Raw genomic sequence first — 15,090 nt, forward strand, 5'->3', positions numbered from 1 at the left:
GTCCCATGCAGGCGTGGACGAAACCAGAAATCCCGGTCGTACCGGGGCCGGCCCGGCGTCTTCGCCTCTACGACACCGCTTCGGGCGGCCTGGTCGAGGTGCCGCCGCCCGCCGACGGGCCCGCGCGGATGTACGTGTGCGGCATCACGCCGTACGACGCGACGCACATGGGGCACGCTGCGACGTACGTCACATTCGACCTGATCAACCGGCTCTGGCGAGACGCCGGGTACGACGTGCACTACACGCAGAACATCACCGACGTCGACGACCCGCTGCTCGAGCGAGCCACCGCGACCGGCGTGGCATGGACCGAGCTGGCCGAGCGCGAGATCCAACTCTTCCGCGAAGACATGACCGCCCTCCAGGTGATCCCGCCGCAGGACTACATCGGCGTGGTCGAGTCGATCGACCTCGTCACCGGCGCGATCGAGGACCTGCAGCGCGCGGGTGCCGTGTACTCCGTCGACGACGACCTGTACTTCGCGGTGAAGGCCGACCCTCGTTTCGGTGGGGTCTCGGGGTACGACGTGGAGACGATGCGGGCGCTGTTCGCCGAGCGTGGCGGCGACCCGGAGCGTGAAGGGAAGCGGGATCCGCTCGACAGCTTGCTCTGGCGGGCCGAGCGACCGGGGGAACCGGCTTGGGATTCGCCTTTCGGGCGGGGTCGGCCGGGGTGGCACGTGGAGTGCTCGGCGATCGCGCTGAAGCACCTGGGGATGACGTTCGACGTACAGGGCGGTGGGTCGGACCTGATCTTCCCGCACCACGAGATGTCGGCCAGCGGGGCGCAGGTGGCGACAGGGGAGCATCCGTTCGCGCGCGCCTATGTGCACCAGGCGATGGTCGGCCTCGACGGCGAGAAGATGTCGAAGTCGAAGGGCAACCTCGTTCTTGTCTCGCGAGAGCGCGCGGCCGGCGTCGACCCGATGGCGATCCGTTTGGTGTTGCTTGCGCATCACTACCGGACGGACTGGTTCTGGACCTCCGCGGATCTGCTCGCCGCGCAGGAGCGTTTGGATGTCTGGCGAGGCGCGATCTCCCGCGGTGCTGGAGCGGATGGCGCGGCAGCAGTCGACGCCGTACGAGCCGCCCTCACCAACGACCTCGACACCTTGTCCGCCCTGGCAGCCGTCGACCAGTGGGCCGAAACCAACGGCGACGACGCCGAGGCACCCGCCCTCGTGGCAAACGCCGTCGACGCGCTACTAGGCATCAAGCTGTAGGCGTATCCGGGGCGCGGCTCGGCAGGTGAGGCTCCGTGAGCGAACGGGACCTCTCCGTGCTCTGACCGTACCGACCGACAGGACGTGTCCGGCAAACGCTGCAGTTGCTGCCAGCCCGACGGTGGCTACCGGGGTTGCCGCCCTGATACCTCCTGTCCGTCGGTACACGAGCCGGTCCCTGCGATCCGGCGTACGTCAGCCGCGAAGGAGAAGCGGTGTGCTGGCGGTGGGTGGGTCGAGCGGGCGACGGCAGGAGCCGCGAAGCCGGCGGCTGTTCGGCGTACCGGCTACTCCGGGCGGTCTGTGTTTCTCCGGCGTAGGTAGCGTTCGAATTCGGCGGCTATGGCGTCGCCGGAGGCTTCGGGGAGGTCCGTCGTTTCGCGTTGTTCCTCGAGGGACTGGACGTACTCGGCGACCTCGGGGTCTTCTTCGCTGAGTTCGTCGGCGCCGCGTTGCCAGGCGCGGGCCAGTTCGGGCAGTTCGCCTTCGGGGATCGGCAGGTCGAGGAGGGCCTCGATCTTGCCGAGGAGGGCGAGCGACGCCTTCGGGCAAGGGGTGCCGGCGATGTAGTGCGGGATCGCGGACCAGATGGAGACCGCCGGTACGCCGAGGGTGCCGCACAGGTCGGCGAAGACGCCGGTGATGCCGGTGGGACCTTCGTACGTCGACGGCTCCAGGCTCCACGACGCCGTCAGTTCGGGGTCGGACGACGAGGCGCTGACCGGGATCGGCCGGGTGTGCGGGGCGTCGGCGAGCAGCGCGCCGAGGACGACCACGAGTTGGGCGTTGGAGTCGTCGACGAGCTCGAGGAGTTCGCGGCAGAAACCGCGCCAGCGCATGTTCGGCTCGATGCCGCGGATCAGCAGGACGTCGCGGCCGGTGTCGGTCGGGCGGGCGAGGAAGACCCGGGTGGTCGGCCAGGTGAGCCGGCGGACGCCGTCGGAGTCGAACCCGACCTGCGGCCGGTTGACCTGGAAGTCGTAGTAGTCCTCCGGGTCGATCGCGGTGACGAGTTCGGCGTCCCACTCGTCGATGAGATGGTCGACTGCGCCGGTGGCCGCCTCGGCGGCATCGTTCCAACCCTCGAACGCGGCGATCACGACCGGGTCCCTCAGGTTCGCGAGATCTACCACTCCCGCCACCCCCTTGTCCTAGTCGTCTCCTGATGACTCCCGGCCCGGCCGGGAGCAGGGTGCCAGCCTACGTCCATCACCCACCCCGCGCGGCTGCTTTCACCCGCAGCGGAAGTGTCGCCCGTACGCCGGTCCCAAGCGTCACCCGGTACGACGGACAGCGCGTCGCCCGTCGCAAGGCGGACCCCGCGTGCGAGGAGCGACAGGGGCAAGGGAAACTTGGGTCATGACACTGCGAGCGGTGCTCTGGGACATGGACGGCACGCTGGTGGATTCGGAGCCGGTCTGGGCGCGGGTGCAGATCGAGCTGCTGACCGCACTCGGCGCGACCTGGACCGTCGAGGACTGCGTCGCGCTGGTCGGCAGCGACCTGAGCCACGCCGTGGACGTGTGGATGTCGCGCATTCCGGCCGGCGCGATCGAGCCGGAGGAACTCGCCGAGCGGATGTACGGCGAGGTCGTCGCCGCCTTGAAAGAAGAGGTCGTGTTCCGGCCGGGTGCGCTCGAGCTGCTGACGGCGCTCAAGGGCGACGGCATCCCGTGCGCGCTGGTCACCGCGTCGTACCGCGTGATGATCGACGCCGTGCTGTCGCATCTGCCGCCCGACCTGTTCGACGTGATCGTGGCCGGCGACGAGGTGAGCAACGGCAAACCGCATCCCGAGCCGTACCTCACCGCGGCTGCCGAGCTCAAGGTCGACCCGGCCGACTGCCTCGTGATCGAGGATTCGCCGGGCGGAACAGCAGCCGGTACGGCGGCCGGCGCCTTCGTGCTCGCCGTACCGCAATGGGTGACGATCCCGGCGGCGCCGCGTCGCCTGGTCGCCGATTCACTCGAACAGTTCACTCCGCAGGATCTCCGCGAACTCCTGGCGTGAGCGGCGAGCGCGAACCCCGGCAGGTCGTGGTGGGCCTGCGCCGCAGTACCGTCTTGGTGCTAGGGATGGCCGGGAGGTAGCGTTTCCAGGCCCTCCGGGGGCAGCCGCGGCGGTGGCCGGCACATGGGCCGGGTCGCGAAGTCGAGAGGGTGGAATTGGTGAAAGCGGTGAAGCGCCGGGCGGTCGCCGGCGTACTGGTGGGATCGCTGGCCGTGGTACTCACCGGGTGCGGGAAGACCGATCATCCGGCCGGCCAGGGCAGCAGCACACCGGCGCCGAAGGACATGATCCTCAAGGTCGTGACCGCCGACACCGTCACTTCGCTGGACCCCGCCGGTCCGTACGAGATCGGCTCGCGGACCCTGCAGGCGAATCTCTACCAGACCCTGCTGACCATCACCCCCGACAAGCCGACCCCGGTCCCGGACGCGGCCGACTGCCAGTACGACGCTCCGACGATCTACACCTGCAGTCTCAAGAAGGGCCTCACCTTCCCGAACGGGCACGAGCTGACGTCCTCGGACGTGAAGTTCAGCTTCGACCGGATGGTCCGGCTGAAGACGCCGGGCGGCCCCGCCGCCTTGTTCAGTTCGGTCGCGTCGGTGACGACTCCCGACGAGCTGACCGCCGTGTTCAACCTGAAGAAGCCCGACGCGCGCCTGCCGTACCTGCTCACGACGACCGCCGCATCGATCGTCGACGAGGAGTACTACCCGGCCTCGAAGCTGCTCAACGACAAGGCGATGGGCAGCGGGCCGTACCAACTGACGTCGTACAAGGTTGGCCGTCAGGCAGTGCTGGCCAAGTTCACCGGCTATCGCGGTGCCCGCGGAGCCTTGAACGACGGCGTCGAGCTCAACCTCGTGCCGGACTCGGCAGCGCTCACCCAGGCGGTGACCACCGGCAAGGCGGACCTGGCGCTGCACGGCTTCGGCCCGACCGACTTGGACAAGCTGCGCTCAGGCGACAAGGTTCAGGTGGTCGAGGCGGAGTCCGCGGAGACCCGGTTCTTCTCCTTCAACTTCAAGTCGCCGGTCGCCCGCAGACCCGCCGTACGCCGGGCCGTCGCGCAGCTCGTGGATCGCCCGGCGCTGGTCAAGAAGGCGTACGCCGATCACGTCACGCCTTTGTACTCCGTGGTGCCGCCGGGGTTCGGCGGTCATGTCGAGGCGTTCAAGGCGGAGTACAAGGAGCCGAACAAGGCGGCGGCCACCAGCATCCTGCGCGAGGGCGGCCTGACCGGCGTGGTCACCCTGACTCTCGGCTGGACTCCGAGTCACTACGGCCCCGGCGCCAGAGCTGAGGCGCTGGAGCTGAAGCGGCAGTTGGAGGCTTCGGGCTTGTTCAAGGTGAACCTGCGAGGCGTCGAGTGGCCGCAGTACCAGCAGCTGGTGAAAACCGGAGCGTTCGACCTGTACCACGCCGGCTGGACGCCGGAGTACCCGGACAGCGACGACTATCTGGTGCCGATCGTGCGGGAAGGCGCCGTGTTCCAGAACGCCTACCGGTCACAGAACGCCAACAAGCTGATGGATCAAGAGATCGCGGAACAGAACAACCTCGACCGCGAAGAGTTACTGGAGAACCTGCAGCGGGTCCTCGCGCACGACGTACCGGCGTTGCCGACCTGGCAGGGGCGGCTCACGGTCGCGGCCGGGAAGGACGTCGAGAACGTCGGCGCGAGCCTGAATCCGCTGTCGTTCGTGTACTTCTCGCCGCTGCGGAAGTGACCTCGGTTGTGACACTGCGCGAGCCGGTGGCGACTACCGGTGTAACACCATGCTTTACTGCGAGATGTCCACGATACGGGACGATTTCCTAGTCATCACGATCGGGCAACGCACCCATTCCGGCGTTTGACTCCGGACGGTTATGGCGGCAGGTTTAGGCGGCAGCCGCTACGCGTGGCTGACGACCAACACTTCGGACAGGGGTAGCTATCGCGTGACCACACCACTCGAGGTCGAGCCCGGGGGAGCGGCGGCGGGAGATCCGGAAGCCATCTTGGCCGGTACCACCCGGATCGAGGGCCGTTCGCTGTGGCGGATCTCCTGGACCAGGCTCAAGCGCGACAAGGTCGCGATGGTCGGCGCGGTCGTGATCGTGCTGCTGATCCTGATGGCCGTTTTCGCGCCGCTGATCGTGAAGCTGTTCGGCGATCCGCCGAACGAGTTCCACCAGAACCTGATCGACACCAAGACCGGCACGCTGGCCCCGATCGGCACCTTCGGTGGCATCAGCTGGCACCACCTGATGGGCCTGGAGCCGGTGAACGGCCGGGACATCTTCAGCCGGGTCATCTACGGCTCGCGGATCTCGCTGCTGATCGCCTTCTTCGCCACCTTGCTGTCGGTGGCGATCGGCACCACGATGGGCATCATCGCCGGCTTCTTCGGTGGCTGGGTCGACGCCGTGATCAGCCGCTTGATGGACATCTTCCTCGCCTTCCCGCTGCTGGTCTTCGCGATCGCGCTGGCCGGCGTGATGCCGGACGAGGCGTTCGGGCTGAAGGGCAACACGCTGCGGATCTGCCTGCTGATCTTCATCGTCGGCTTCTTCAACTGGCCGTACATCGGCCGGATCATCCGCGGCCAGACGCTGTCGCTGCGCGAACGCGAGTACGTCGACGCGGCCCGCAGTCTCGGCGCCAAGCGGCCGTACATCCTGTTCACCGAGATCCTGCCGAACCTGATCGGCCCGATCCTGGTCTACGCGACGCTGCTGATCCCGACGAACATCCTGTTCGAGGCCGCGTTGAGCTTCCTGGGCGTCGGTATCCGCCCGCCGACGGCGTCGTGGGGTGGCATGCTCTCCGACGCCGTGAACTTCTACACGATGCCGCACTTCATGTTGTGGCCCGGCCTGGCCATCTTCATCACGGTTCTGGCCTTCAACCTGTTCGGTGACGGTCTGCGCGACGCCCTGGACCCGAAGGCCCACTAGTTTCACCAAGAAGTCCCCGTTTGACCTAGCTCCTGAGAAGAAGGGGTGGATCGGAAACGATGAACACCAGACGAATCAAGACAGCGGTCGCCGCCACCGTGGTGCTCGCTCTGTCGCTGTCTGCCTGTGGGGGCAGCAGCAACAACAGCGGCGGCTCGTCGGGCGGTGACACCGCGAAGGCTGAGTTCAACGCAGCGATGACGAAGGTGTTCAACGCCTCCGACAAGAAGGGCGGCATCGTCAAGTTCGCCGACGAGAGCGCCCCCGACTCGGTGGACACCGGCGACACCTACTACGCCACCCAGTGGAACATGGTGCGCCTGTACGCCCGCTCGCTGACCATGTTCACGGTCGCGCCGGGCGACGCCAGCAACAAGCTGGTGGGTGACCTGGCCGAGGGTCTCGGCACGCCGAGCGACGGCGGCAAGACCTGGACCTACAAGATCCGCAAGGGCCTGAAGTTCGAGGACGGCACGCCGATCACCTCCAAGGACGTCAAGTACGGCGTCTCGCGGTCGACCGACAAGACCGTCTTCCCCGACGGCCCGGCGTACTTCGACTCGATGCTGAACTGGCCGGCCGGCTGGAAGGGCCCGTACAAGTCGAAGGGCATGAACACGGACTCGGCGATCTCGACGCCGGACGACAACACCATCGTGTTCCACCTGAAGGCGCCGTTCGCGGGCTTCGACTACCTCGCCATGACGCCGCAGTCGGCGCCGGTGCCGGAGGCGAAGGACCAGGGCGCGAAGCAGAAGCAGCACGTCATCTCGTCCGGCCCGTACATGTTCGCCTCGTACGCCGACGGCAAGAGCTACGTGCTCAAGCGCAACCCGAACTGGGACCAGGCGACGGACCCGAACCGCAAGGCGCTGGCCGACGGCTACGACATGCAGATGAACGTCGACGCCGAAGACATCGACAACCGGCTGATCTCCGGTGACGTGGACGTCGCCCTCGCAGGTACCGGTGTCACCGCGGCGACCCAGAGCCGGGTGCTGGGCGACCCGGCCCTGAAGGCCCGTGCCGACAACCCGACGCTGGCCCGGCTCTGGTACACCTCGATCAACCCGACGGTGAAGCCGTTCGACAACATCGAGTGCCGCAAGGCGATCGAGTACGCGATGGATCGTACGTCGTACCAGACCGCGTACGGCGGCGAGTTCGCCGGTGGCGCGCTGGCGACGACGATCCTGCCGCCGGTCATCCCGGGCTACAAGCAGTTCGACCTGTACCCGACGCAGGACGGCAAGGGTGACCTGACCAAGGCCAAGGAGTCGCTGACCAAGTGCGGTCAGCCGAACGGCTTCTCGACCAACATCTCCTACCGCAACGAGCGGCCGAAGGAGAAGGCGACCGCCGAGGCGTTCCAGCAGCAGCTGGCCAAGATCGGCATCAAGGTCACCCCGAAAGGCTTCCCGAAGAAGGACTACTTCTCCACCTACGCCGGCAACCCGCCGTACGTGGCGAAGAACGGCCTCGGCCTGGTCGTCAACGGCTGGGGTGCGGACTGGAACGACGGCTACGGCTTCCTGTCCCAGATCACCGACTCCCGGGTCATCCGCGAGACCGGTGGTTCGTCGAACACCAGCGTGCGGATCCCCGAGGTCGACAAGCTGCTCGACCAGGCGCAGGGTGAGCTCGACACCGCCAAGCGCGAGGCGATGTGGGCCGAGATCGACCAGAAGGTGATGGAGCAGGCGGTCATCTACCCGGGCGTCTACGCCAAGAGCCTGTTGCTCCGGGGCAAGAACCTGTCGAACGTCTTCGTCAACACGCAGTTCGGTATGTACGACTACCTGTCGCTGAGCAAGCCGTAACACGTCCGTCTTCTTCAGATTAGGTAGGTGAAGGCACTTGGTGGCCGGTCCGGGAGTCTCTTCCGGACCGGCCACCGACGCCGAGGTCTGTGATCACATACATCATCAGGCGGCTGATCGCTGCGGTCGGTCTGCTGTTCGTCGTGAGCGCCATCACGTTCTCGATCTTCTACCTGGTTCCGAGACTGGCCGGCGCGACGCCGGAGACTCTCGCGACCAGGTACGTCGGCCGGACGGCGACCGCGGAGACCGTCAAACTGACGGCGCAGAACCTCGGTTTCTACGACCCGATCGTGGTGCAGTACGGGCACTGGGCGAAGGGCATCTTCGTCGGTGAGAGCTACAACATGGGCACCGAGATCGAGCACTGCCCGGCGCCCTGCCTGGGGTACTCGTTCATCACTCGGCAGCCGGTCTGGCCGGATCTGCTCGACAGAGCCCCGGTCACCCTCTCGCTGGCAGCCGGCGCATCGATTCTCTGGCTGATCGGCGGTGTCTCCATCGGCGTGCTGTCCGCCTTGCGCAGAGGATCGCTGTTCGACCGGGCAGCGATGACGATGGCGCTCGCCGGTGTCTCGATGCCGATCTTCTGGACCGGCCTGATGTCGCTGACCTATCTCAGTTACAAACTCGGCTGGTTCAAGGGTGGCGGAAGCTATGTGCCGATCACCCAGAATCCGCTCGAGTGGGCCCAGTCGCTGCTGCTGCCGTGGATCACGCTCGCGTTCCTGTTCTCCGCGCAGTACGCGCGGCTGACCCGGGCCGGCATGCTCGAGACGATGAACGAGGACTACATCCGGACCGCCCGGGCGAAGGGTCTGAAGGAGAACGTCGTCGTGGTACGGCACGGCCTGCGGGCCGCGCTCACGCCGATCCTGACGATCTTCGGTCTGGACCTCGGCCTGCTGCTCGGCGGCGCGATCCTGACCGAAAAGGTGTTCAGCCTGAACGGCCTCGGCAAGTACGCGGTCACCGGCATCTCTGACCAGGACATGCCGAAGATCATGGGCGTCACCCTGCTCGCGGCCTTCTTCATCGTGATCTCCAACCTGGTCGTCGACATGCTGTACGCCGTCGTCGACCCGAGAGTGCGGCTCCAGTGACCGAGAACAACGACGCCTTCCTGCAGGTCCGCGACCTGCGGGTGCACTTCCCGACCGACGACGGCATCGTCAAGTCCGTCGACGGCCTGACCTTCAGCCTGGACCGCGGCAAGACGCTGGGGATCGTGGGCGAGTCCGGCTCCGGCAAGAGCGTCACCAGCCTGTCGATCATGGGCCTGCACAAAGCCGGTACGGCGCGGATCAGCGGCGAGGTGCTGCTGGACGGGCAGGACCTGATCAGCTCGAGCCGCGAAGAGGTCCGGCTGCTGCGCGGCAAGCGGATGGCGATGATCTTCCAGGACCCGCTGTCGGCGATGCACCCGTACTACACGGTGGGCACCCAGATCATCGAGGCCTACCGGGTGCACAACAAGGTGACCAAGGCGGTCGCCCGCAAGCACGCGATCGAGATGCTCGACCGGGTCGGCATCCCGCAGCCGGACAAGCGCGTCGACGCCTATCCGCACGAGTTCTCCGGCGGGATGCGGCAGCGCGCGATGATCGCGATGGCGCTGTCCTGCGACCCGGACCTGCTGATCGCCGACGAGCCGACCACCGCGCTCGACGTGACCGTGCAGGCGCAGATCCTGGACCTGATCCGGGACCTGCAGAACGAGTTCAACTCCGCGGTCATCATCATCACCCACGACCTCGGCGTGGTCGCCGAACTGGCCGACGACATCCAGGTGATGTACGCCGGCCGCGCGATCGAGTACGGCTCGGCCGAGGACATCTTCGACCGCCCGCAGCACCCCTACACCTGGGGCCTGCTCGGCTCGATGCCGCGGATCGACCAGGAGCGGACCGAGCGGCTGATGCCGATCAAGGGCACGCCGCCGAGCCTCATCAACGTGCCGCCGGGCTGCGCCTTCCACCCGCGCTGCAACTACGCGCGCCTGAACGGCGGCGCCAGCGAGACCGAGGTGCCGCAGCTGCTGGATATCGGCGACGGTCACCGGGTTGCCTGCCACCTGTCGCCCGAGCAGCGGAAGCATGCTTGGGAGACCGACATCAAGCCGAAGCTGTGACGGCCGCCGCCCCGCAAGCCGCCGCTGGGCAGGCCCGAGCCATCACCGCCGAATCCGGGAACGACGGAGTGCAACTGTGACCACTACTGACATCGAATCGGGCACCGCGACCCCGCCGCTCGGCGAGGAGCTGCTCGCGGTGAAGGGTCTGAAGAAGCACTTCCCGATCCGGCAGGGACTGCTGCAGCGCCAGACCGGCGCGGTACAGGCGGTGGACGGGCTGGACTTCACCGTCACCAGGGGCGAGACATTGTCGCTGGTGGGGGAGTCGGGCTGTGGCAAGACGACCACCGGCCGGTTGCTGACCCGGCTGCTGGAGCCGACCGACGGCACGATCGTCTTCGAGGGTCGCGACATCAGCCACCTCTCCGACGGCCGGATGCGACCGCTGCGCAAAGACGTGCAGATGATCTTCCAGGACCCGTACGGCTCGCTGAACCCGCGGCACACGGTCGGCAAGATCGTCGGTGCGCCGTTCAAGCTGCAGCACGTGAAGACCCCGAACGGCACCAAGAAGGCCGTCCAGGAGCTGCTCGAACTGGTCGGCCTGAGCCCGGAGCACTACAACCGGTACCCGCACGAGTTCTCCGGTGGTCAGCGGCAGCGGATCGGGATCGCCCGAACCCTTGCGCTGCGGCCGAAGCTGATCGTGGCCGACGAGCCGGTGTCGGCGCTGGACGTGTCGATCCAGGCCCAGGTCGTCAACCTGCTGGAGGACCTGCAGGACGAGTTCGACCTGACGTACGTGATGATCGCGCACGACCTGTCGGTGGTCCGGCACGTGTCGGACCGGGTCGCGGTGATGTACCTCGGCAAGATCGTCGAGATCGCCGACCGGGTCAGCCTGTACGAGTCGCCGATGCACCCGTACACGCTGGCGCTGCTGTCCGCCGTACCGATCCCGGACACCAAGGGCAAGGGCGGCCGCGAACGCATCCGGCTCACCGGCGACGTGCCCAGCCCGATCAACCCACCGCCGGCCTGCCGCTTCCACACCCGCTGCTGGAAAGCCCAGGAAATCTGCAAGACGGTCGAACCGCCCCTGCTCGAACTGGCGCCCGGCCACCAGACGGCGTGCCACTTCCCGGAGAACCAGCCCGGCGGCGAGGCGCCCCGGGTCGGCACGGCCCGTTCGGTCAACACTGCGCGCCCGGTCGAAGCTCCCCGGACCGAGGCGCGCACCGATACCGCCCGGCCGGTCGACACGCCGCCTGCCGAGTAGCGCCAAGACGACGAGAACCGTCGAGAAGAAAATCTCCTCGACGGTTCTTCGGCGATCAGGGCAGGCGGTGGCCGGTGGGGATCTGGAACGGCGGCGGGTTGCCGTCGTCCGGGGGATAGGGGCTGAAGGCCTTGACCGCCGTGGTGCAGGTGGCGGTCCTGACCGAGCAGGTGACGAGGTCGAGTGGGTTCTTCTCCGGACTCTCCAGGGTCTTGATGCCCAGCGTGACGAACCGGTCGTTGTCGAGCCAGACGGCCTGTACCAGCAGCGCATGGTCGGACTTGAGTTTGATCTCGCCCGAGCCGTCCGACCGGAACAGCCGGCTGGTGTCGGTGGACTCGGTGAAGACGTGGGCGGCGTCGGGAGACAGGTTCGCGCTGTCGATGGCGCCGGGGACGATGACGTTGCGCGGGCCGAGCGTCCGGGCGACTCCGATGCCCTCGATCGCCCCGCCGGGCTGGATCACTGGATAGGCGAGTTTGCCGTTGGCAGCGTCTGACAATTCGCTCGGCAGGGCTCCGGCCTTGAGCAGAGTGCCCTTTCCGTCGCCGATGTCCCAGCTGCGCAGACCGTCGTTGGCGGCGAAGTACGCCATGTCGTTGTCGATGGCAAGCACCTGGGGGATCAGGCCCTCTTCGACCGGCTTCTTCTCGTTGCCGAGCGTGGTCCGTGCGATCTCGTGCCGGGTGCCCACGTCGTACAGGACGAACTCGTCGGTCGCCGGGCCGTTGTCGTCGACCCAGCCGACCAGGGTGCCGCTGTCGTCCGCGGCCAGGTCACCCGAGCTGCCGGTGCCGAGCTTGGCGTCGCTGCGGCCGTCGCCACTGCCGTCGGTGAAGTAGACGGCGCCGCTGTCGGCCGCGTAGACGAAGCCGGTGTCGATCTGGACGAACGAGCTGATCTTCTCCGGACCCACCTTGATGATGTCCCGCCCGTAATGGATCTTGTCGCCCGTCGAGTACGTCGGCCGGCGCTCCTTGAAGGTCGGTACGCCGCCGGCTGGTTGCGCCGAGTCGGCGAGGTGCCTGGCGGTGACGACTCCGCCCGCGAGAATCAACGCGCTCGCGATGGCGACGGCGGCGATCGCAGTACTTCGGCGGCGCCGGATCCGCCGGTTGCCGGTGCCGATGATGGCGTCCAGGTCGAGGTGCGGTTCCTGGACGGCGCCGGCACGCTCGGTCAGGGTCTCCTTCAACAGGCCGGTCACTTCGCCACCACCGTTTCCATGATCAGTACCGCGTCGGGGCCGAGCCGGGCGCGGAGTTTCTTCAGCCCATGGGCGGTCTGGGACTTCACGGTGCCGATCGAGCATCCCAGTAGAGCGGCGGCCTCGCGTTCCGTGAGGTCTTCGTAGTACCGCAGGACCAGGACGGCACGTTGTCGGGGCGGCAGCGCCTGGAGCTCCTCCCACAACCACAGTCGCGCCGTCACGTTGTCGTCGTGGTGCCCGGTCGGCAGTTCCGGCACGTCGTCCCGCGGTCGCTCGGAATGCCAGGACTTTCGCCGCCACCAGGTGATCGCGGTGTTCGTGATCACCTTGCGGGTGTACGCGTCGGCGTTGGCGGAGTCGTGCAGCCGCCGCCAGGCGACATACGTCTTGGTCAACGCCTCCTGGACCAGATCTTCGGCGAGCCCTCGTTCACCGGCGAGCAGGTACGCGTAGCGATACAGCGCTCGATGTCTGCTGGTGGCGAATTGAGCGAATCCCCCAGATTCGTCGGCCATCCCGTTCCCCTCAGCTGGTCAGGCACCCGGTGGTACCTCGTCTGTGCACCCCGTGACGCGATGAGACCCGCGAATGGTTGGTCGGATCATCGGGCGCCGGGGCGGACGATGCCGGTTTCGTAGGCGTGGACGATGACCTGGGCTCGGTCGCGGAGGTCGAGTTTGGTGAGGATGCGGCTGACATGCACCTTCACCGTGGGCTCGGAGATGTGGAGTTGCTCGGCGATCTCCCGGTTGGATCGTCCGCGGGCGATTTCGAGGAGGATCTGGCGTTCGCGGTCGGTGAGGCCTTCCAGCGGCTGTTCGGCGGGTGGCTGGAGTGGCTCGGGGAGGTGCGGGGTGAACTGTTCGATCAGCCGACGGGTGACAGCTGGAGCGACCGCCGCGGCGCCGCCGGCGACCACGCGGATGCCGTTGATCAGGTCGGCCGGGAGAGCGTCCTTGATGAGGAATCCGGAGGCGCCGGCCCGCAGCGCGGCGTACACGTATTCGTCGAGATCGAACGTGGTCAGTACCAGGATCTTCGCGGGGGAACCGGAGGCGACGATCCGGCGGGTTGCTTCGATCCCGTCGAGCACCGGCATTCGCACGTCCATCAGGACGACGTCGGGGTCGAGCGTTCTGGTCAGAGAGAGCGCTTCCTCGCCGTTCCCGGCTTCTCCGACCACCTCGAGATCGGGCTCCTGGTTGAGAAACGCCCGGAACCCCAGCCGCAGCAGCGCTTGATCATCCGCCAGCAGAACCTTGATCACGCCATCACTTCCTGCTCAGCCGGGAGCGGCAGCTCGGCGCGATTGGAGGTGGGATCCAGGGGGAGGTGGGCGGTCAGGCGCCAGCCGGTGGGGGTGTGGGGGCCGCAGTGGATGGTGCCGCCGTAGGCGGTGGCGCGTTCGGTGATGCCTAGGAGGCCGTGGCCGCCTGGGACGGGAGTGGGGGCGGTCGTGCCGGCGCCGTCGTCGGTGATGTCGACAGTGATTCCGGTGGGGGTGTGGCGGAGGTGGACCGAGGCATGGGCGGTGGGGCCGGCGTGTTTGAGGGTGTTGGTGAGTCCTTCCTGGACGATCCGGTAGATGATCAGGCCGGCGCCGGCGGAGACCGCTCTCTGAGGTTCTTCGATCGTGAGTTCTACTTGCAAGCCGGCGTCGCGGACCTGGGCGACCAGGTCGTCGAGGTCGGCGATACCGGGCTGAGGGGCCAGGGATTGGCCGTCTCGGAGTACGCCGACCATTCGCCGCATCTCCGAGAGTGCCGCGCGGCCCGTGGTCGACGACTGGCGCATCAACTCGGTTGCCTGGTCCGGATCGGTGCCGGCCGTCGCGGCGGCGCCGTCGGCGAGCGCGACCATCACGGCGAGGTTGTGCGCGACGACGTCGTGTACCTCTCGGGCGAGCAGGGTTCGCTCGGCGGCGATCGCGATTCTCGCCTGGGTTTCGAGTTCCTGCTGCCGGTGGCGGATCCGTTCCAGTTCGGCCTTCTCCCGCAGGCGAAGCGAGATCGCGAGGAGGCAGATGACGGCGACGATCGAGCAGATTCCGATCAACGTCGGCAGGTGGCCGTTGCTGGTGAGAATCGCGACGACGACCGCGGTCAGCACGGTGGCCAGCGCGGGCACCAGATGGATCAGTCGGGCGTACCGAGCGAGGCCGTAGAGGGCGAACAGCGGGGCGAAGACGAGATAGACACCCGCGACGTCGAGCAGAACGCAGAGGCCGACGAGGGCGAGGATCGACCAGAAGACCGCGACCGGGGCGCGCCGCCGCCAGAACAGTGGCAACTGGACGGCGGCGAACAACAGCCACGTCGCCGCGGCGATCCCTGGCCTCGAGCCGATCGTCGCCGGTTCGGTCTGCGCGCCGACGCTCGCGGGCAAGACGATGAGCGCCACCAGCACCGTCAGACACGCGTCTACCAGCCGCGGCGGCTGAATCACGAACCGCCGCTCCACCCACTCCCACCGCCTGCGCAACGAATCGCGCCATCCGCGCCTCATCAGCTCACCGAACGCCCGGCAGG

13 protein-coding genes are annotated in these 15,090 nt (G+C 67.4%); 8 read left to right on the forward strand and 5 right to left on the reverse strand.

Annotation, left to right across the window (positions count from 1 at the left end):
* Window positions 1–5 precede the first annotated feature (5 nt).
* Window positions 6–1,226 (forward strand): cysteine--1-D-myo-inosityl 2-amino-2-deoxy-alpha-D-glucopyranoside ligase, encoded by a 1,221-nt coding sequence (gene mshC, locus DIZ26_RS07275; RefSeq protein WP_112238912.1) that lies wholly within the window; start codon window positions 6–8, stop codon window positions 1,224–1,226.
* Window positions 1,227–1,513: 287 nt separating this feature from the next.
* Here the strand turns inward: mshC and DIZ26_RS07280 are convergent, their stop codons facing one another.
* Window positions 1,514–2,359 (reverse strand): PAC2 family protein, encoded by an 846-nt coding sequence (locus tag DIZ26_RS07280; RefSeq protein WP_112238913.1) that lies wholly within the window; start codon window positions 2,357–2,359, stop codon window positions 1,514–1,516.
* A gap of 226 nt (window positions 2,360–2,585) precedes the next feature.
* On the opposite strand from DIZ26_RS07280, the gene DIZ26_RS07285 reads away from it, so the two are divergent.
* The 7 genes from DIZ26_RS07285 (at window position 2,586) to DIZ26_RS07315 (ending at window position 11,352) form a co-directional block, all read left to right on the forward strand.
* Window positions 2,586–3,236, forward strand: a complete 651-nt coding sequence (locus DIZ26_RS07285) for an HAD family hydrolase (RefSeq protein WP_112238914.1) — start codon at window positions 2,586–2,588, stop codon at window positions 3,234–3,236.
* 158 nt (window positions 3,237–3,394) lie between these two features.
* Window positions 3,395–4,966, forward strand: a complete 1,572-nt coding sequence (locus DIZ26_RS07290) for an ABC transporter substrate-binding protein (RefSeq protein ID WP_232828173.1) — start codon at window positions 3,395–3,397, stop codon at window positions 4,964–4,966.
* A gap of 214 nt (window positions 4,967–5,180) precedes the next feature.
* Window positions 5,181–6,179, forward strand: coding sequence for an ABC transporter permease (locus DIZ26_RS07295; RefSeq protein WP_232828174.1), 999 nt, complete (start codon window positions 5,181–5,183; stop codon window positions 6,177–6,179).
* Window positions 6,180–6,238: 59 nt separating this feature from the next.
* Complete coding sequence (locus DIZ26_RS07300; protein WP_112238916.1) at window positions 6,239–7,999, forward strand: ABC transporter substrate-binding protein; 1,761 nt, start codon at window positions 6,239–6,241, stop codon at window positions 7,997–7,999.
* An 89-nt stretch (window positions 8,000–8,088) separates the two neighbouring features.
* On the forward strand, window positions 8,089–9,102 hold the full coding sequence (locus DIZ26_RS07305) for an ABC transporter permease (protein WP_112238917.1): 1,014 nt from the start codon (window positions 8,089–8,091) through the stop codon (window positions 9,100–9,102).
* Window positions 9,099–10,130 carry an ABC transporter ATP-binding protein gene (locus DIZ26_RS07310; protein WP_112238918.1) on the forward strand — a complete coding sequence of 344 codons (1,032 nt, stop codon included), beginning with the start codon at window positions 9,099–9,101 and terminating at the stop codon, window positions 10,128–10,130. The genes DIZ26_RS07305 and DIZ26_RS07310 overlap by 4 nt, the downstream gene beginning before the upstream one ends.
* Before the next feature lie 76 nt (window positions 10,131–10,206).
* Entirely contained in the window at window positions 10,207–11,352 is a 1,146-nt protein-coding gene (locus tag DIZ26_RS07315; protein ID WP_232828175.1) for an ABC transporter ATP-binding protein, read from the forward strand.
* 55 nt (window positions 11,353–11,407) lie between these two features.
* Here DIZ26_RS07315 and DIZ26_RS07320 read toward each other — a convergent pair whose 3' ends face one another.
* The 4 genes from DIZ26_RS07320 to DIZ26_RS07335 form a co-directional block, all read right to left on the reverse strand.
* Complete coding sequence (locus DIZ26_RS07320) at window positions 11,408–12,559, reverse strand: hypothetical protein (RefSeq protein WP_112238919.1); 1,152 nt, start codon at window positions 12,557–12,559, stop codon at window positions 11,408–11,410.
* Window positions 12,556–13,077, reverse strand: a complete 522-nt coding sequence (locus tag DIZ26_RS07325; RefSeq protein ID WP_112238920.1) for a SigE family RNA polymerase sigma factor — start codon at window positions 13,075–13,077, stop codon at window positions 12,556–12,558. Before DIZ26_RS07325 ends, DIZ26_RS07320 begins: the two co-directional genes overlap by 4 nt.
* An 86-nt stretch (window positions 13,078–13,163) precedes the next feature.
* On the reverse strand, window positions 13,164–13,829 hold the full coding sequence (locus DIZ26_RS07330; protein WP_112238921.1) for a response regulator: 666 nt from the start codon (window positions 13,827–13,829) through the stop codon (window positions 13,164–13,166).
* Window positions 13,826–15,067 carry a sensor histidine kinase gene (locus DIZ26_RS07335; protein ID WP_157979634.1) on the reverse strand — a complete coding sequence of 414 codons (1,242 nt, stop codon included), beginning with the start codon at window positions 15,065–15,067 and terminating at the stop codon, window positions 13,826–13,828. Before DIZ26_RS07335 ends, DIZ26_RS07330 begins: the two co-directional genes overlap by 4 nt.
* Window positions 15,068–15,090: the final 23 nt, after the last annotated feature.

Origin of the sequence: Kribbella monticola (assembly GCF_003261635.1) — a bacterium.
Classification (GTDB): domain Bacteria; phylum Actinomycetota; class Actinomycetes; order Propionibacteriales; family Kribbellaceae; genus Kribbella; species Kribbella monticola.